Source organism: Bacillus sp. AFS055030, from assembly GCF_002574545.1.
GTDB lineage: Bacteria > Bacillota > Bacilli > Bacillales > Bacillaceae_G > Gottfriedia.
Map to the genome: position 1 here is coordinate 19,443 of NZ_NUGT01000079.1, position 18,180 is coordinate 37,622.

The 18,180-nt window shown below is 37.1% G+C and carries 16 protein-coding genes; all 16 read left to right on the forward strand.

The window, feature by feature from the left end:
- Nucleotides 1-12: 12 nt before the first annotated feature.
- The 16 genes from CN925_RS17200 (at nucleotide 13) to CN925_RS17275 (ending at nucleotide 18,170) form a co-directional block, all read left to right on the forward strand.
- Nucleotides 13-1,383 carry a cobyrinic acid a,c-diamide synthase CobB gene (locus CN925_RS17200; RefSeq protein WP_098847923.1) on the forward strand — a complete coding sequence of 457 codons (1,371 nt, stop codon included), beginning with the start codon at nucleotides 13-15 and terminating at the stop codon, nucleotides 1,381-1,383.
- Nucleotides 1,376-2,896: a cobyric acid synthase gene (locus CN925_RS17205; protein ID WP_098847926.1), complete on the forward strand. Its 1,521-nt coding sequence runs from the start codon at nucleotides 1,376-1,378 to the stop codon at nucleotides 2,894-2,896. Before CN925_RS17200 ends, CN925_RS17205 begins: the two co-directional genes overlap by 8 nt.
- Nucleotides 2,889-3,929: a nicotinate-nucleotide--dimethylbenzimidazole phosphoribosyltransferase gene (cobT, locus tag CN925_RS17210; protein WP_098847929.1), complete on the forward strand. Its 1,041-nt coding sequence runs from the start codon at nucleotides 2,889-2,891 to the stop codon at nucleotides 3,927-3,929. The genes CN925_RS17205 and cobT overlap by 8 nt, the downstream gene beginning before the upstream one ends.
- 19 nt (nucleotides 3,930-3,948) lie before the next feature.
- Nucleotides 3,949-4,734 carry a uroporphyrinogen-III C-methyltransferase gene (cobA, locus tag CN925_RS17215; RefSeq protein ID WP_098847931.1) on the forward strand — a complete coding sequence of 262 codons (786 nt, stop codon included), beginning with the start codon at nucleotides 3,949-3,951 and terminating at the stop codon, nucleotides 4,732-4,734.
- A gap of 1 nt (nucleotide 4,735) precedes the next feature.
- Complete coding sequence (locus CN925_RS17220) at nucleotides 4,736-5,305, forward strand: nitroreductase family protein (RefSeq protein WP_098847933.1); 570 nt, start codon at nucleotides 4,736-4,738, stop codon at nucleotides 5,303-5,305.
- Nucleotides 5,306-5,320: 15 nt separating this feature from the next.
- Complete coding sequence (gene cobO / locus CN925_RS17225) at nucleotides 5,321-5,878, forward strand: cob(I)yrinic acid a,c-diamide adenosyltransferase (RefSeq protein WP_098847934.1); 558 nt, start codon at nucleotides 5,321-5,323, stop codon at nucleotides 5,876-5,878.
- Nucleotides 5,878-6,987: a threonine-phosphate decarboxylase CobD gene (gene cobD, locus CN925_RS17230; protein WP_098847936.1), complete on the forward strand. Its 1,110-nt coding sequence runs from the start codon at nucleotides 5,878-5,880 to the stop codon at nucleotides 6,985-6,987. Before cobO ends, cobD begins: the two co-directional genes overlap by 1 nt.
- A 451-nt stretch (nucleotides 6,988-7,438) precedes the next feature.
- On the forward strand, nucleotides 7,439-8,407 hold the full coding sequence (gene cbiB / locus CN925_RS17235) for an adenosylcobinamide-phosphate synthase CbiB (RefSeq protein WP_098847939.1): 969 nt from the start codon (nucleotides 7,439-7,441) through the stop codon (nucleotides 8,405-8,407).
- A gap of 184 nt (nucleotides 8,408-8,591) precedes the next feature.
- Nucleotides 8,592-9,290: a GHMP family kinase ATP-binding protein gene (locus tag CN925_RS17240; RefSeq protein ID WP_180233005.1), complete on the forward strand. Its 699-nt coding sequence runs from the start codon at nucleotides 8,592-8,594 to the stop codon at nucleotides 9,288-9,290.
- Between the two features lie 214 nt (nucleotides 9,291-9,504).
- Nucleotides 9,505-10,305, forward strand: a complete 801-nt coding sequence (locus CN925_RS17245; protein ID WP_098847944.1) for a HoxN/HupN/NixA family nickel/cobalt transporter — start codon at nucleotides 9,505-9,507, stop codon at nucleotides 10,303-10,305.
- A 575-nt stretch (nucleotides 10,306-10,880) separates the two neighbouring features.
- Complete coding sequence (locus CN925_RS17250) at nucleotides 10,881-11,120, forward strand: DUF896 domain-containing protein (RefSeq protein ID WP_098847946.1); 240 nt, start codon at nucleotides 10,881-10,883, stop codon at nucleotides 11,118-11,120.
- Between the two features lie 180 nt (nucleotides 11,121-11,300).
- Nucleotides 11,301-13,304, forward strand: coding sequence for a transketolase (tkt, locus tag CN925_RS17255; RefSeq protein ID WP_098847948.1), 2,004 nt, complete (start codon nucleotides 11,301-11,303; stop codon nucleotides 13,302-13,304).
- 190 nt (nucleotides 13,305-13,494) lie between these two features.
- On the forward strand, nucleotides 13,495-13,932 hold the full coding sequence (sirA, locus tag CN925_RS17260; protein WP_098847950.1) for a sporulation inhibitor of replication protein SirA: 438 nt from the start codon (nucleotides 13,495-13,497) through the stop codon (nucleotides 13,930-13,932).
- Nucleotides 13,933-14,017: 85 nt separating this feature from the next.
- Nucleotides 14,018-14,230 (forward strand): YneF family protein, encoded by a 213-nt coding sequence (locus CN925_RS17265; RefSeq protein ID WP_056476721.1) that lies wholly within the window; start codon nucleotides 14,018-14,020, stop codon nucleotides 14,228-14,230.
- A gap of 402 nt (nucleotides 14,231-14,632) precedes the next feature.
- Complete coding sequence (locus CN925_RS17270) at nucleotides 14,633-16,384, forward strand: ABC transporter transmembrane domain-containing protein (protein ID WP_098847952.1); 1,752 nt, start codon at nucleotides 14,633-14,635, stop codon at nucleotides 16,382-16,384.
- A 1-nt stretch (nucleotide 16,385) separates the two neighbouring features.
- Entirely contained in the window at nucleotides 16,386-18,170 is a 1,785-nt protein-coding gene (locus tag CN925_RS17275; protein ID WP_098847954.1) for an ABC transporter ATP-binding protein, read from the forward strand.
- The last annotated feature ends 10 nt before the right edge of the window (nucleotides 18,171-18,180 follow it).

Sequence of the window (18,180 nt, forward strand, 5' to 3'; positions counted from 1 at the left end):
GAGGGAAATAGGATGTCTACTCGTAGACTTGTGATTGCAGGGACAGGCAGCGGTGTCGGAAAAACGACGCTGACAATCGGGCTAATGTCTGCTTTAAGGAAAAAGGGCTATACCGTCCAGGGCTTTAAATGTGGTCCGGATTATATCGATCCAACTTATCATACGGCCGTCACGGGAAGAACATCAAGAAACATTGACAGCTGGATGCTCAATCATGAAATGGTCAAAGAAATTGTCAACCGTGCTAGTAATGGGGCGGATATTTCCGTCATAGAAGGAGTAATGGGATTCTTTGATGGGAAAAATCCTCTAAATAATACAGGATCAACTGCCGAAATCAGCCTCGTCACCGAAAGTCCGGTTATTTTGGTTGTGAATTGTGCCAGCATGGCCCGTAGTGCAGCGGCCATTGTGAAGGGATTTCAAACGTTTCTGAAGGAAGCAAATATTGTCGGTGTAATCGCCAATCGGGTGGGTAGTGAAGGGCATTTTAAAATCGTTCAAACTGCGATTGATCAAGAATGCGGTATTCCCGTCCTTGGCTATTTAAAAAGAAACGAGGAACTCACGATTCCGGAACGACATTTAGGGTTGATCCCATCCGTTGAACGAGGAGAATTGGATCCATTTTTTGAACAACTAGGTGATTTAGTCCTTGAAACGGTTGATGTAGATTCGTTATATGAATTGGCACAAGCCCCCCGTTTAAAAATAAAAGAATCCCAGTTTAAAAGAGCGGAACAGCCAATTGTAAAAATTGCTGTCGCACGGGATGCCGCTTTTAATTTTTACTATCAGGAAAACCTCGACATGTTAGTAGCCGCTGGAGCCGAGCTAATCGAGTTCTCTCCTTTAAAAGGTGAATGCCTGCCGGAACAAGTCGATGGTCTGTATATTGGTGGTGGTTTCCCAGAGGAATTTGCCGAGGAGCTATCAAAACAGACAGACGTAAACAACTCGATTCGATCGGCCATCGAAAAAGGACTGCCAACCTTGGCGGAATGCGGCGGGTTTATGTACTTAACTGAATCATTGGAAACAACCGATGAAACAAGTTACAAAATGGTCGGGATCATCCCTGGAATAGTGAAAATGCAGACAAAACTAGCAGCATTAGGATACCGGGAAATCACTGCAGAAAAAGAAAATTTCTTGTTAGCGGGAAATCTGAGTGCAAGAGGCCATGAATTTCACTACTCCACTTTTCATCCGAGAACGGTCTTCAAACCGGCCTACCAAACGAAAGGAATGCGTGGGTTTAAGCAGGAGGGCTATCAGAAAGGGAATTTAATTGCAGGTTATACCCATTTTCATTTTGGCTCATGCCCTGAGCTTGTCAAAAATTGGGTGAAGAAATGTAAGGAGTTTAAACAAAATGACTAAAGCTCTTCCAATTATGTTTCAAGGTACCAATTCGGATGTCGGCAAAAGTGTTGTCGTGACTGCATTTTGCCGGATTTTCGCCCAGGATGGATATAAAACCGTTCCGTTTAAATCACAAAATATGGCGTTAAATTCCTATATTACAGTGGATGGGAAAGAAATCGGTAGAGCACAGGGAGTCCAGGCTGAAGCTGCATATATTCAGGCAACTACCGATATGAACCCAATTCTACTAAAGCCGAACAGGAATAACCAATCCCAAATTGTCGTCCACGGTAAACCATTTAGAAATATGGAAGCAGGAAGGTACCGTAGGGAATTCTTTCAAATGGGATTGGAACTTATTCAACAATCACTGTCCACCCTTTCCAAAAATTATGACCGAATTGTCATTGAAGGGGCTGGTAGTCCGGCCGAAATTAATTTAAATGACCGGGAACTGGTGAATATGAGGGTCGCCAAAATGGCGGATGCCCCTGTGATTTTAATTGGGGATATCGAAAAAGGTGGAGTGTTTGCTAGTTTAGTAGGAACCCTTCAGCTGATGGAACAAGAGGACCGCGATCGTGTAATAGGGGTAATTATTAATAAATTCCGTGGGGATCTCAGCTTGCTAGAATCTGGATTAACGTGGTTTGAGGAATATACAGGAAAACCCATTCTCGGCGTAATTCCTTACTTGGAGAATCTAAATATTGATGCCGAAGATTCCGTGATTTTAAATCAATATACACATACCCAAAATTCTGAAAAAGAATTGGATATCGCGGTGATTCAGTATCCGAAAATCTCCAATTTCACAGATGTCGATCCGTTTTTTGCTGAGCCGGATTGTCATGTCCGTTTTATAACAAGAGCAGATCAATTACATCAACCAGATTTGGTCATTCTACCGGGCAGCAAGAATACAATTGAAGATTTGCTGTTTTTACGAAAAAGCGGCATCGCTCAAAAAATAGCAGAAATAAGTGATGAGAAACAGTCCGTTCTTTTCGGAATCTGCGGTGGCTATCAAATGCTCGGTGATAAAATCGAGGATCCATTAGCGATCGAGTCTTTACATAAAGAAAGTGAAGGCCTTCAACTACTGCCAATTGAAACTACCATTACGAAAGAAAAGACGACAAACCTATCAAATGGAAATTTGCATCTTTTCGGAAAAAACTTCCATGTAACAGGTTACGAGATTCATATGGGTGAAACCGTGGCGACCGGAGCCTCCAAAGGTCTTATTTTTACTAATGAAAAATGGGATGGTTGTCATTCCCCAGACGAAACGATCATTGGTACTTATTTTCATGGGATATTCCATAATGATGAGTTTCGTGAGGAATTACTTAATCAACTCCGTCGTAAAAAAGGTTTGGAGCCCATCTACATGCGCCCATCTTTTAACCAATTGCGGGAAGAAGCGTTTGACCGACTGGCAGAACATGTAAGGGGACACGTTAAGCTGGATGTCATTGAACATTTAATGATGGATTATCAAAAAAGGAGATCACCTAATGAATAGCTTAATAACAGGAATCCAGTCTCTTGATAGAGAAGTGGGACAGCAAGTTCGTGAGTATATCGAAACGTTAACAAAACCTTCGGGCAGTTTGGGGAGATTAGAGGAATTAGCCATTCATCTGTCAGAAATAACATCTGAAGCATTCCCGGTCGTTTCACCACCAGGTGTGATCGTTTTTGCCGCTGATCATGGTGTAGTGGAAGAAGGAGTGTCCGCTTTCCCGCAGGAAGTTACCGTGCAAATGGTCAAAAACTTTTTAAACAGCGGAGCGGCCATCAATGTTTTTTCCAAACAAATCGGAGCTATGTTTGAAGTCGTCGATATTGGTGTGGCAGCAGATATTGAGGCTGACGGGTTTGTGAATCAGAAAATTCGCTATGGGACGAATAATTTTTGTCAACAGGATGCATTAACAAGAAAAGAGGCAAAACAAGCCATCGCCGTTGGTTATGAACGCGCAAAAGAGATGATTCAAAAAGGAATCAAATGCCTTATTGTTGGTGAGATGGGGATAGGTAATACGACGTCAAGCAGTGCGATTGCAGCGGTTTTAAGCGGTCTAGACATCGATGTACTCGTCGGGCGAGGCACAGGGATTGCACAAGAAAAAATTCGTCATAAACAAGAGGTCATTACAAGGGCACTAAAGGAAAGAAACCCTGACCGGAATGATCCTATTGATATTTTAGCAAAAATTGGCGGTTTGGAAATTGCCGGAATGACAGGCGCAATGCTCTGCGCCGCACAAAACCGCATTCCTATATTAGTAGATGGTTTTATTTGCACGATTGCAGCTCTTTTGGCAAAGGAAATCTGTGAGACAGCAGCGGAGTATATGATTGTCGGCCATCGTTCCGTCGAGCCTGGACATGAAATTGCCCTACAGTTATTAGGCAAGAAGCCACTGCTTGATTTAGATTTGCGGCTAGGAGAAGGAAGTGGGGCAGCAATAGCCTTTCCAATCTTACAATCAGCGACCTTAATGCTGAAAGAAATGGCCACTTTTGCATCAGCTGGAATTTCGAAAGAATGATTTAGGAAGGAGCGAGAAAATGACAAATGGAAAAGTGTATCTTGTTGGTGCTGGTCCGGGAGACCCTAAGCTGATCACAGTTTACGGGATGGAGTGTATCCAACAAGCGGATGTAATTTTATATGACCGTTTAGTAAATGAAGAACTGCTTAAGTATGCAAAGGCGGAGGCAGAGTTGATATTTTGCGGAAAACTGCCAGGGAAACATCAACTCATTCAAGATCAAATTCATCAGCTGTTAATTGAAAAAGCTAGTCAGGGAAAGACAGTCACTAGATTAAAAGGAGGAGATCCTTGCGTTTTCGGCCGTGTCGGTGAAGAAGCGGAAGTTCTTGTAGAACATGGGATTCACTATGAAATAGTACCGGGGATTACAGCTGGTATTGCAGCGCCTGCTTATGCAGGAATTCCGGTAACCCACCGCGATTTTGCTTCCACTTTCGCGATTGTCACTGGCCACAGCCGTGCAGAAAAGGATGGGGATCAAATAAATTGGTCAGCTCTCGCTCAAGGAATCGATACGATTGCCTTTTATATGGGAATTGGCAATTTACCTTATATTGTTTCGCGATTAATAGAGAATGGAAAAAGTCCTGATACGAAAGCCGCCATTATCCAATGGGGTACCACAGATAAGCAGAAAACGGTGACCGGAAGTTTAAAGGATATCGAAGTACTGGTACTAGAAGCAGGGATTACTCATCCAGCGATTGTTCTTGTAGGTGATGTGGTAGGCCTTCGCGAGAAAATACGCTGGTTTCAAGAAACAGAAGAAAAACAATTAGTTGGGATAGGGAGGGGCTAACATGTCGATTTTAGCAGAAATCAAAAACCGAAGAGCGATCCGTGATTATGCACCTCAAGAGGTCGAGGACGAAAAGATTCACACCTTATTAGAAGCAGCGACATGGGCACCGAATGACCGAATGCGTGAACCATGGAGCTTTTATGTAATTAAAGGTGAAGCAAAAAAACGCTATGAAGCGTTAGCCTATGAATATTTACAAGAACGCTTTCCAACGAAACCAAATTTAATTGAAAGCTCCTTAAAGGTATTAAAAACAACACCGGTCCATATTGTCGTTACCGCTGACATCGTTCCAGACGATGAAGAGGCATCTGCTGATAATGAATATGCCGTTTGCTGTGCGATCCATTCGATGTGGCTTACCGCTAAAGAGTTGGGATTAGGTCTTGTCTGGCGGACAAGAGGAGTCGGTCTTGTGCGTGACCAACGAATGTATGAGTTTATTGGCTCACCCGAAAACAAGAAAATCATCGGAAATTTGTTTATCGGTTATCCTGATCTAGAAGTAATAAAAAAAGCGAAGGTGCCGATTCGGACAACATTTGAAGAAAAGACAGTCTGGCTGTAACAAGGAGTGAAGCGGATGGAAGAAATCACAAAAAACAAAGCTAAGAGCGGCCTTACATTAGTATACACAGGTGATGGAAAAGGAAAAACGACGGCTGCTCTTGGGCTCGCAGTTCGTGCAGCAGGCAGGGGGAAACGGGTGGTGATGATTCAATTTATTAAATCCCCTGAACGAACATATGGGGAAAAAATTACGTTTGAAAAATTAGGGATTGAAATCGTGCAGACAGGAATCGGCTTTACATGGACGAAAACACCAGAGGAACATCGGGAAGCTCTAAAAACTGCGTGGTCTTTTACGAAAGAAAAGGTTCAATTTGGAGGCTATGATGTTGTCATTTTAGATGAATTAAATAATGCTCTGGCGATTGATAAATTCCTAATAGACGATGTACTTCCGTTAACAGAAGTAATTGAGTTGATTCAACAGCGCCCTAAGGGAATGCATTTAGTAATTACCGGACGATCAGCCAAAGAAGAAATCATTGCTTGTGCGGATTTAGTAACCGAAATGAAGCCCGTTAAGCATTATTATAACGAAGGAATTCCTGCCCTGAAGGGAATTGAATTTTAATGGTCTATATTGAAAAATTTGGACATGGTGGGGATTTACTGACAGCCCAACAATTGTTTCGTAAAGATCCATCTCAGCTCCTTGATTTCAGTGCGAATATCAATCCTCTTGGCCCACCTACTTGTTTATTGAGGTTGATAAAGGAGCAACTAGAATCGATTGTTCATTATCCCGATCCCGCACATCGTGTTCTTAAACAAAAGTTGGCAGAAAAACACTTTGTTTCACCAGAACAGATTTTGATCGGAAATGGAGCAGCAGAATGTATCGCCCTTGCGATATTAGCCTTGCAGCCAGAAACAGTGGGAGTCGTATATCCTTGCTTCTCGGAGTACGAACAGCTAGCTAGAGCTTATGGTGCTACCATCAACCCAATTGTTGGCAAAGAAGAAAATGATTTTAAGCCTAATAGGTCAGAATTCCTTCAATTAATAGCGAAAACCGATCTTGTATTTGTGGGACATCCTAACAATCCTACTGGTGTCACATATTCGAAGGAAGAGCTTGTCGAGATGGCAGAACAGGCAAAGAAGACAAATACATATTTGATAATAGACGAGGCATTTATAGATTTTCTACCAAACGAATCAAGAATCACTTTGCTTGAGGAATTGCAAAGTTGGAAACAAGTAATCTTGGTTCGATCGATGACAAAGTTTTATGCAATCCCCGGTCTTCGGCTCGGTTATATGGTGGCTGAACCATCCCTGATCGTAAAGCTACAGGCGAAACAAGTAACTTGGAGTGTCAATCAAATGGCCCTATTGGCCGGAGAAGCGGTCCTAAACGAAAAAGTATACGAGGAAGAAACGATTACCCTAATTCAAAAGCAAAGAAGCTATGTCAAAACAGCCATTGAAGAGAAGCTTGGGTGGAAGGTTTTTCCGGGACAAGCGAATTTTCTGTTAGTTAGGATAACAGCTGGCATTACGGCAACTGGATTACAGTGGCGCATGGGTCATAAAGGAATTTTAATCCGTTCCTGTAACATGTATCCGGGACTAACGGATCAAGATTTTCGGATTGCGATTCGTACAGAAGAAGAAAATCAATGCTTGATTCAAGCTTTAATTGAAGTAAGCAAAGAGGTTAATCCATTATGTCCCTAATTTATGTCATTATTTCCGCAAACGCTTGGCTTTCTTTTATGAAAGCCGAGTCCTTTTTGATGCAGTCGGAGTTCAAAACCGATCAAGAAATAAAAAGAAGCATTGATAGCCATAAGAAACTTACGTCCAACTGAATGAGGCGTATTACAAGAGCCGGAACCCACTTTCGTTCAAGTTTTTCTTTCAAGTATACGATCTTATTATAGTTGGTTATATTTCTTCGTTGGCTGTCTAATCATCTCATGTGGTTAACTGAAAAGGAACTGGTAGAAGAAAACCAGAAAACCAGAAAACCAGTTTAATAGAGGAAGTGAATCTTTTGATTATGGTGATTCAAGAAAATCATCTGCATGTGATTAGCGTTACTAATGAGGTAGGAGCGGATTGCTAAATAGCAGCTGTTATGATGACACATGTGAAGCAGCAAGGAATCAGGAGGGCTTAGAATTCGATGTTAGTTCATGCCATTTATATTGTTTTTGCTTATCTTATTGATCGAATCATTGGTGACCCTCGAATACTGCTACATCCGGTGGTCATCATTGGAAAGTTTATTAGTCGTTTGGAAAAAGCGATTCGTTTTTTCACCGTAAAGGAAAAGTATATGAAACTGGCAGGACTCTTATTTCCTATTTTAATTGCTGGTGGAAGCTATTTAATAATTACTTTGGTTCTTTACGGTCTTGATCAGTTAAATCACGTCTATTCAGTCATTGTGGAAATCTGGTTAATTTCAACGACGATCGCGACTAAAGGTTTGGCTGATGCAGGGTTGGAAGTATTTCGCCATTTGAAAAATCAGGATTTAAGAGCTGCACGAAAAAGTCTGGGAATGATTGTCGGAAGAGATACAGAAAACCTTGAGGAAAGTGAAATTTCGCGCGGGGCAGTGGAAACCGTAGCCGAAAACATCGTTGATGCCATTATATCACCATTATGCTTTGCCCTTATCGGGGGTGCCCCACTTGCTATGTTTTACCGAGCGGTTAATACGTTAGATTCCATGGTTGGATATAAGAATGAAAAATATCAAAATCTAGGCTGGGCATCGGCCCGACTAGATGATCTATTAAACTATTTGCCTGCACGGTTAACATTTGGAATGATGCTGCTTGCTTGTTTGATTAAACGACTCGATGTACTGGGCGCTTGGAAAATGATGAAACGCGATGCGAAACTTCATCCGAGTCCAAATAGCGGTTACCCAGAGGCGACAATCGCAGGAGCGCTTCAAATACAACTTGGCGGAACGAATTATTATTTCGGTAAAGTCTCAGAACGGGCAAAAATGGGTGAACCATTACGGAAGATTAAAGCAGATGATATTTTACTTACAGTAATAGTTATGAAAACTACTTCCATCATTTGTGTAGTGTTATTTATGTTACTTTCGATATTAGTAGAGCTGGGAATGAAGTAGGGGGATAGAAGTCAATACAATGAAAATAGGTAGAGGAAGTTGCAATGGAACATTTGGAGAATTGGTCCAAGGTATCATGGAAGAGCGTCCGTTTTTAATCACTTTCCCAATCGAGAGTTTACGAAGTGAGGCTAGATTTGTTCCAGACACAGCCACCTCCAGGATAAGGGGGGTAAACTCCAAAATGAAAGCGAAAAAAGCGGGGGAAAGCTTACTCCAACTTTTTGCAATAAGAGGAGGCGGGTATCTCGAAATACATTCCAATATCCCTTCCGGTAAGGGCATGGCTAGCAGTTCGGCGGATATTGTTGCTACATTAAGAGCAATTGCTGACAGCTATAGTATTCCTCTCACAAATGAAATAATCTCGATGATTGCCGCAAAAGTGGAACCTACCGACGGGGTAATGTATGAGGATGTCGTGGTCTATGAATATATTTCCGGTCAGCTAATCGCAAGCTTTGGGACCTTGCCCCCATTTATCCTCGTTGGTATTGATCTTGGAGGTATGATCAACACAATAGAGTTTAATGAAGTTCCGAAAGTATACAGCCAGGACGATCAACAACTATTCATTAAAGCTATTGATCTAGCTAAAAGAGGGTTTAAGGAAAAAAATATAACGTATATTGGTGAGGCAGCAACCCTCAGTGCACGGGTAAATCAAAAATTATTGCCAAAACCTGTTTTTCCTCTATTAGATCAGTTGGCTAATCGCTATCATGGCGGAATCGTTGTCGCCCACAGTGGAACGGTCGCTGGTATTTTACTAGATGGAAATCTTCCAAACAGTGAATTGGTGGTTTCACACTTAATTAGGGAAATGTCACTCGCTTATAAGGGTGTACCGATAAATTTATTTCTTTATGAAAGCAAGGAATAGGTAATATTTTGAATAATTCAAAAAGTTTGATTTCAAAAAAGGGGCTACGTGTTTAGTCAAGGGGCTTGTATAAATGGATCATCTTTAATCTCGGGGTGGTAATTACAGACATTATAGTTTGTCTACTATTTGTACGTCCTAAAAAAATCCTTAATCTGTCAGTTAGGATTGTTTTTTTTATGTTGCAACTGTTTAAAATAAGGAGGAATTTTTTATGGAAACTATATCATTGTATTTACTTGTTTTTGTATTGGGGCTTCGACATGGGCTGGATGCTGATCATCTTGCCTTTATTGATGGACAAACTCGTTATAATTGGAGAATGGGCAGTTCGTTTGCTCGTTGGGTAGGGACATTATTTTCATTCGGACACGGAGGAATGGTTGCACTAACAGCAGGTATTTTAGGAATGGTGATAGAGAATTTTTCATTCCCAGCTTATTTTGATAATATTGCATCTTGGGTATCGATTACTTCTTTATTCCTTATTGGAACGTTAAATACATATAATCTTTTACGAACTAGAAACAATCAAGAAGAGTTTCAACTTAGCGGATTAAAAGGAAAGTTTATACCAAAAATTGCCAAGGGGACGACAAATCCTTTTCTAATTATTTTAGTAGGTGCTTTATTTGCCTTGGCTGCAGAGACAGTAAGTCAAACAGCAGTCTGGTCCTTAGCAGCAGGAAATGTTAGTGAATATACACCTTTAATATTAGGATTAGTTTTTATGTTTGGGATGATGATTACGGATACAATTGATTCGATGATTGTCTATAAAATGGTGAACCAGTCCAGTAAAATCGGTCAAACTGCGTCAAGAGTAATGGGTTGGGTGATTGTCGTCTTGGCATATGGGGTTTCCTTCTATCTAGCATTTACATTTTTTAACCCATGGGCAGAACTAGATTTCGAAATCGTAGGAGTCATTCTTTTCATTTTCTTAGTCTCATCATTTATCTTTATAAGTGTTTATTCCAAAAAACAGAAACAAGAATTAAATACTACGAATTAATTAGATAAGCTAAGACTATTTTTATAGATAGTGACAGAGCTCTTTTGTACGGCCGACAAAACAATCATATTGTATTAGTATTATGTATTAGTTTTGCTATTTTCATTTAAATTTGTCTATAAAGCTAAGATAAAATGGTCTTATTTTTTTTATTAACAAGTAAATATATTATTAAATAGTAAATTTTTTTAGTTGGTAGAGAGTAATTGAAATTACTCGAAATTGTAAGATTATGTAAAAACGAACTTACATTTGAAGAAAAAATTGCAGCTACCCTAAATAGGATTTGGATTTAACGTTACAAAGGCAACTGTTAATAGAAAGTATAATGGACAGACGAAAGTAATCTCCAATATTGAAAGCTAATGCAATTTATTGTAAGATGGGATACATTGAATAGATATCAGACACTAACGAACGCTTTCTTCATTTCAAAAGTTTACTTAGTGGATCTTTTGCCTCTGTTTAGTTAGCGAGAGTTTTTCGCTTAGAAAGAACATAGATCTAGTCGTCAGATATCAAAGTGATGGAACTAACAATAAATAGATAAGATACAAATAAAGGAGAGGTTACTAATGGTTACTAAAAAAACATTAGATAGAATAAATGCATTATCAAAAAAGGCAAAAGAAGTAGGGTTAAGTCCTGAAGAGAAAATTGAACAAGATCAATTAAGAAAAGAATATTTAGCAGATTTCCGTTCTCGTATGATGGATGAATTAACTTCACTTAAAATTGTCGATGAAAAAGGGAATGATATTACACCTGCTAAGTTAAAATATGAAAAAGCAAAGCGTAAAAATAACTTACATTAAAATAAGGTTTAACAATTTAATATTTCGTGAAAATAACAGAAAAAAGCAGACGAATGTTCTGCTTTTTTCTATTTCTTGGTAAGAATTTCTTAAAAATGTCAAAATTAAGTGTTAGTTATTGTAATAAATCATGGTAAATTATATGATAATATCTATGAATAAGCTAAAGGAGCGAAAATTATGTCTAATAATATTGAACAATTAGCAATTAATACGATTCGTACATTATCAATTGATGCAATCGAGAAATCAAATTCTGGCCACCCAGGGATGCCAATGGGCGCTGCACCGATGGCGTATGCATTGTTTGCAAAATTTATGAATCATAACCCAAAAAATTCAAAATGGTTTAACAGAGACCGATTTGTGTTATCTGCAGGGCATGGTTCAATGTTACTATATAGCATGCTACATTTATCAGGCTATGAAGTTTCAATTGAAGATATTAAAAACTTCCGTCAATGGGGAAGCAACACGCCAGGACATCCTGAATTTGGACATACACACGGTGTTGAAGCTACAACAGGTCCATTAGGACAAGGTATAGCAATGGCTGTTGGGATGGCTTTAGCAGAGCGTCATTTAGCAGGTACATATAATAAAGAAGATTTAAATGTAGTTGACCACTTTACATACTCAATTTGTGGTGATGGAGATTTAATGGAAGGTGTTTCTGCAGAAGCAGCTTCATTAGCAGGACATTTACAATTAGGTCGTTTAGTAGTTCTTTATGATTCAAATGATATTTCACTAGACGGTGAATTAAATCGTTCATTCTCTGAAAGTGTAGAAGACCGTTTTAAAGCTTATGGATGGCAAGTTATTCGAGTAGAAGATGGTAATAACTTAGATGAAATTACTGAAGCGATCCAAAAAGCGCAAGAAGAATTATCAAAACCTACTTTAATCGAAGTGAAAACAACAATCGGTTACGGATCTCCGAATAAATCTGGTAAATCAAAATCTCACGGTGAGCCATTAGGAAAAGAAGAAACAATTTTAACAAAACAAGCGTATGCTTGGGGTTATGAAAATGCATTCCATGTTCCAGAAGAAGTGTATGCGCATTTTAATAAAGTAATTGTTGAAGCTGGTGCAAAGAAAGAAGCAGAATGGAATGCTACTTTTGCAAAATACGAAGAAAAATATCCTGAATTAGCAGCTCAATTAAAGAATGCAATTGAAGGTAATATTACTGTAGATTTAGAAACAGTATTACCGAAATATGAAGTAGGTAAAAAAATTGCGACGCGTTCATCTTCAGGTGAAGCAATTAACGCAATTGCAAACGTACTACCTAGTTTCTTTGGTGGATCTGCTGACTTAGCTGGGTCTAATAAAACGTATATGAATGGTAAAGGTGACTTTACGAGAGAAAGCTATGATGGACGTAATATTTGGTTTGGTGTACGTGAATTTGCAATGGGTGCAGCACTAAATGGTATGGCGCTACATGGTGGTGTTCATGCGTTTGGCGCAACATTCTTTGTATTCTCAGATTACTTAAAACCTGCAATTCGTTTAGCTGCTTTAATGAATTTACCAGTTACTTATGTATTTACACATGATAGTATCGCAGTTGGTGAAGACGGACCTACTCATGAACCTGTAGAACAACTAGCAGCATTCAGATCATTACCTAATTTAAATGTCATTCGTCCAGCAGATGGAAATGAAAGCTCTGCAGCTTGGAAAGTGGCAGTAGAAGCTAAAGATGCACCTACAATGTTAGTATTGTCTCGTCAAGATTTACCAACATTAGAAGGGACAACTACTGATATTTATAACAAAGTTTCCAAAGGTGCTTACGTTATTTCTCCTGCAAAACAAGATAAAATTGATGTTGTCTTAATTGCAGCAGGTAGTGAAGTACAATTAGCAGTTGGGGCACAAGAAAAATTAGCAGCAGAAGGAATTTCCGCATCAGTTGTTTCGATGCCTTCAATGGACTTATTTGAAAAGCAATCTGAAGAATATAAACAATCAGTATTACCAAAAGAGGTTACAAAACGTGTAGCCGTAGAAATGGGTTCTTCATTCGGTTGGCATAAATATGTAGGATTTGATGGAGAAGTTATTTCAATCGATACATTTGGCGCATCTGCTCCAGGTAACTTATTAATGGAGAAATTCGGATTTACTGTTGATCACGTTGTTTCAGCAGCAAAAAAAGTTTTAAAATAAGGAATAAGATGGGAAAAGTAGGGAAAGAATTTTAAATTCTTTTCCTTTTTCCTAAACCTTTTTCAATATAATGCTTTTTTAAAGATTTTTCGACAAAACTAGTTGATTTTCACTCCTTTAAAATGACAAATATTTTGAATGGAATTATATATAATCTTCCTTACAGATAGTTGTTGGGAGTGGACAAGATATGAGGGAATATAAAATTTTTTTAATTCGAGAACCACTGTCTATAGAATTTTATGGGAAAGAGCATAAAATATATCAACTAGTATATGAGTATTATTATTCATCTATTGATTTAAGGAAAATAATCGAAAAACAATTAGAATATATAACAGAACCAATACCATTATTCGAGCTACATACATTTATTCGCAAATTTGATTCTCAACAGATTTACTTTTATGAGGAAACTGGAGAGTATCTTCTCGAACTTGTTGATGGTGCTAAAGCTCAGCTAAAACTTTATCCTCACGAACTTATTTTATATGCAGAAGGATCTTTAGAGGCAGAAACAATATTCTTTGAGCTATTAAGAAAATTTCGTTCAACATTCATTGCTATTGATGTGAAGGATCAGCGATTTGGCTGGCTACGACCTATCGCCTATCAAAAGTATATTTAAACGATTAAATTGCAGTTTGCTCTTGTATAAACTGGTTAGTTTTAGTAAAATTGTTTCTAGATGATTTTAAGGAGGAAGCAATAAAATGTGGGTATACTTTCTAGTCGGCATCTTAGCATTAATTGCAGGTGTAGCGATTGGATTTTTCATAGCTCGTCAATATACAATGAACTACCTAAAGAAAAATCCACCAATTAATGAACAAATGTTAAAAGTAATGATGGCTCAAATGGGACAAAAACCTTCACAAAAGAAAATTAACCAAATGATGAAGGCTATGAACAACCAAACAAAATAATAAAACCTTTTAAAATATAAGGCTTTATAGCTTGTTATGTAATAAATATTGAACATTTTCTATTTAGGAAACAGTATTTATAAAATCCTTCATTAAGAATTTGTAATTATTTAAATCATGAATCATTTTACGAATCAGAAACCACTTATTTTATTGGAATTTTCCAATAGTAAGTGGTTTTTATGTTTTTAGTGGAATATTTAAATTGAAGCAAGTTTCTATTTTTTGTCATTCTAGTTCATTTTAAAGAATCTCATAAATGTAGCTGTACCTTAAATTAACAACCATTTTGAATGAGCAGATAATTAAGAATAATTTAAATTTTATGTTATAATGAACACTATGTTTTGAGTTTTCTAAAAATTATAAATTTAAGTTTAGTAGCATTGCGGGGGTGAAGAAATGTCAGTTTTTAAAGATTTGTTTTGGTTTTTTAAACAAGAAAAAAGAAGTTATGTATGGGGTATATCTCTATTAGTAATCGTTGCAATTTTAGAGCTACTACCTCCGAAGGTTATTGGTTATGTAATTGATGAAATGATAAAAAACTCACTTAATAGTAAAAATTTACTTTTTTGGGTAGGTTTAATTTTTGTTAATGGGTTGCTTCTTTATGCATTTCGATATTGGTGGAGGAGATTAATATTTGGCTCTTCTTTAAAATTAGCCAGACAGCTTAGAGATGATTTATATAATCATTTTTCGAAAATGTCTCCGTCTTTTTATCAAAAAAATAGAATTGGAGATTTAATGGCTCATGCAACGAATGATGTTCAAGCTGTACGTGAAACAGCTGGGGCTGGGATTTTAACTTTTGTTGATTCGATTATTTTAGGTGGATCGGTACTAATTATGATGGCAGTTTCAATAAGTTGGAAGTTAACGCTTATTAGTTTATTGCCATTACCGATTATGGCCATTTTGACTCAATACTATGGTAAATTATTGCATCAACGTTTTCATCTAGCGCAAGAATCATTTTCAGAATTAAATAATAAGGTTCAAGAAAGTATGAGTGGTTTAAAGGTTATTAGAAGTTTAGGGCAAACAAAAGAAGATGTAAGTGCTTTTAAAAATCAAGCGGATTTAGTAGTGAAATATAATATGAGAGTTGCCAGAATTGATGCTCTTTTCGATCCAACAATTATGTTAGTTGTTTCGATTTGCTATATGATTGCGGTTGTGTATGGTTCTAGATTAGTAATTGCAGACGATATTACTGTAGGGCAATTAATTACATTTGTTACTTATTTAGGTATTTTAATATGGCCAATGCTTGCAATAGGTTGGTTATTTAATATTGTCGAAAGAGGACGCGCTTCTTATGATCGAATACGATCTTTACTAGCTGTTGAACCTGAAATTAAAAATAAAAAAAATGCGTTAGAAAAAATTCCGATGGGTGAAATTACGTATTCAATCGATTCATTTAAGTTTAATGAAGAATCAAATTTTGAATTAAAGGATATTTATTTTAATGTTCAAGAAGGCCAAACAATTGGAATAGTTGGTAAAACCGGTCAAGGAAAAACAACTCTTTTAAAACTTCTACTTAGAGAATATGAAGTAGTATACGGGAGTATTGCAGTCGGGGATTTAGATATTAAAGATACAACTTTATTATCATTGAGATCTCATATTGGTTATGTACCTCAAGAACATTTCTTATTTTCAACTACAGTTAAGGAAAATATTGCGTTTAGCCAAATTGATTCTTCAATCGAAACAGTACACAAAGCTGCCGAGATTGCGAATATTCATGATGATATTTTAGAATTCCCATTAGGCTACGACACGATTGTTGGAGAAAGAGGGGTATCATTATCTGGTGGCCAGAAACAAAGAATTTCAATCGCTAGATCTTTAATTAAAAATCCTAATATTTTAATATTAGACGATTGTTTATCTGCGGTGGATGCTAAAACGGAGGAAAAAATATTACAATCTTTAAAAGATGAAAGAAGTGGAAAAACAACGTTTATTACTTCTCATCGCTTGAGTGCTGTCATGCATAGTGATTTAATCATCGTTTTAGATGAAGGAAAAATTATTCAAAGAGGTACGCATGATCAATTGGTTCAAATAGATGGTTGGTACAAAGAAATGTTTGAAAGACAACAACTAGAAGAACTTGTAGAGCAAGGAGGGAGATAAAATGAACCAGGAGATTGAAATCGATGTGAAAAGGCAGAAAAAAGATTTAATTCGTCTTCTATCATTTCTAAAAAAATATAAAGTGTTACTGACTTTTGCATTTATTTTCTTATTCCTTGCAACAGCATGTGAAATGTATGGCCCAATTTTAGTTAAAAGATTTCTTGATGATCATTTAATGAAGAGATATTTTCCAAAAGATGCAATCGTAACGTTATTTTCTATCTATGTTGCAATTACAATCGGGAAAATCGTTTTATCGTATTTACAGCTATTAATGTTTCAACAAATTGCTTTTAAAGTTGTTCAAGATATAAGGATGAAAGTTTATGAACATGTACATTCATTAGCTTTTTCGTTTTTTGATAAAACGCCGATTGGAAGTATTGTGTCAAGAATTACGAATGATACAGAAGCTATAAAAGATTTTTACGTGAGTGTATTAGCAACGTTTATCCAACAAATTGTCTTTTTAGTGGGAATCATTATTGCAATGTACTCATTAGACGCTAAGTTAGCAACGATTTGTGTAGGGTTAGTTTTCATTGTTTATTTTATTATACTAACCTATCGTAAAAAGAGTTTTCCATTTTTTATGGAAACTAGAGGGCAGTTAAGTAATCTAAATGCTAAATTAAACGAACACTTACAAGGTATGTCAATCATTCAAGCATTTAACCAACAAAAAAGATTACAAAATGAATTTGAGGAAGTTAATAAGTCGCACTTTAATGCAGGTGTAAAAACAATCCGATTAGATTCTCTATTTTTAAGACCGGCAACCGATTTAATTTATACAATTGGAATCATGTTTGTTCTTAGCTTCTTTGGTATTACTTCTTTTAGTAACCCAGTTGAGATCGGTACGGTCTATGCTTTTGTAAGTTATTTAGAAAGATTTTTTGAACCAATCACCCAAATGATGATGAAATTATCTTTATTACAGCAAGCAGTCGTATCCTCATCTAGAGTATTTGACTTAATGGATGAAGAACAAAAAGCTCCTACTAAAGTTGGAACTGACTTACCAAAAGTAAAAGAAGGAAGCATTGATTTTAAAAATGTATCTTTTTCATATGACGGAGTGCACAATGTCATTCATGATATTTCATTCTCAGTTAAACCAGGTCAATCCGTGGCATTTGTTGGTCATACGGGAAGTGGTAAGTCAACAATTATGAATTTATTATTACGTTTTTACGATGTGAAGGACGGGGAAATTCAGATTGATCAACAAAAACTATCAACATTTGAAGAAAGTGAATTACGTTCTAATATTGGTTTAGTTTTACAGGATCCATATTTATTCGTCGGAGATATAAAAGGGAATATCTCGATGTATAATAACAAAATTACTGAACGAGAAATTAAAGAAGCATCCGAATTAGTTCGAGCGAATGAATTTATTGAAAAATTACCAAATGGTTATGACGAAGCAGTTGTTGAAAGAGGTTCAACTTTATCAAGTGGACAGCGCCAATTAATTACCTTTGCAAGAACGATCGCTGCTAAACCAACTATTCTAATTTTAGATGAAGCAACTGCAAATATTGATAGTGAAACAGAAGAAGCAATTCAAGAAGCGTTAACAGAGATGAGAAAAGGTCGAACGACTGTGATCATTGCGCATCGTTTATCAACCATTCAAGATGTTGACTGCATATATGTATTGCACAAAGGGAAAATCGTAGAAGAAGGCAACCATCAACAGCTATTGGCTAAGCAAGGATTGTACTATAATATGTATCTATTACAAAATAAAGGCTCTTTATTATTAGCCGAGTAAAAAGAAAAAG

Coding starts and splice junctions, on each gene's coding strand:
- CN925_RS17200 (WP_098847923.1), top strand. CDS start 13: ATGTCTACTCGTAGACTTGTGATTGCAGGGACAGGCAGCGGTGTCGGA.
- CN925_RS17265 (WP_056476721.1), top strand. CDS start 14,018: ATGTGGGTATACTTTCTAGTCGGCATCTTAGCATTAATTGCAGGTGTA.
- sirA (WP_098847950.1), top strand. CDS start 13,495: ATGAGGGAATATAAAATTTTTTTAATTCGAGAACCACTGTCTATAGAA.
- CN925_RS17220 (WP_098847933.1), top strand. CDS start 4,736: ATGTCGATTTTAGCAGAAATCAAAAACCGAAGAGCGATCCGTGATTAT.
- cobD (WP_098847936.1), top strand. CDS start 5,878: ATGGTCTATATTGAAAAATTTGGACATGGTGGGGATTTACTGACAGCC.
- CN925_RS17205 (WP_098847926.1), top strand. CDS start 1,376: ATGACTAAAGCTCTTCCAATTATGTTTCAAGGTACCAATTCGGATGTC.
- cobA (WP_098847931.1), top strand. CDS start 3,949: ATGACAAATGGAAAAGTGTATCTTGTTGGTGCTGGTCCGGGAGACCCT.
- CN925_RS17270 (WP_098847952.1), top strand. CDS start 14,633: ATGTCAGTTTTTAAAGATTTGTTTTGGTTTTTTAAACAAGAAAAAAGA.
- CN925_RS17250 (WP_098847946.1), top strand. CDS start 10,881: ATGGTTACTAAAAAAACATTAGATAGAATAAATGCATTATCAAAAAAG.
- CN925_RS17275 (WP_098847954.1), top strand. CDS start 16,386: ATGAACCAGGAGATTGAAATCGATGTGAAAAGGCAGAAAAAAGATTTA.
- cobT (WP_098847929.1), top strand. CDS start 2,889: ATGAATAGCTTAATAACAGGAATCCAGTCTCTTGATAGAGAAGTGGGA.
- cobO (WP_098847934.1), top strand. CDS start 5,321: ATGGAAGAAATCACAAAAAACAAAGCTAAGAGCGGCCTTACATTAGTA.
- CN925_RS17245 (WP_098847944.1), top strand. CDS start 9,505: ATGGAAACTATATCATTGTATTTACTTGTTTTTGTATTGGGGCTTCGA.
- cbiB (WP_098847939.1), top strand. CDS start 7,439: ATGTTAGTTCATGCCATTTATATTGTTTTTGCTTATCTTATTGATCGA.
- tkt (WP_098847948.1), top strand. CDS start 11,301: ATGTCTAATAATATTGAACAATTAGCAATTAATACGATTCGTACATTA.
- CN925_RS17240 (WP_180233005.1), top strand. CDS start 8,592: ATGAAAGCGAAAAAAGCGGGGGAAAGCTTACTCCAACTTTTTGCAATA.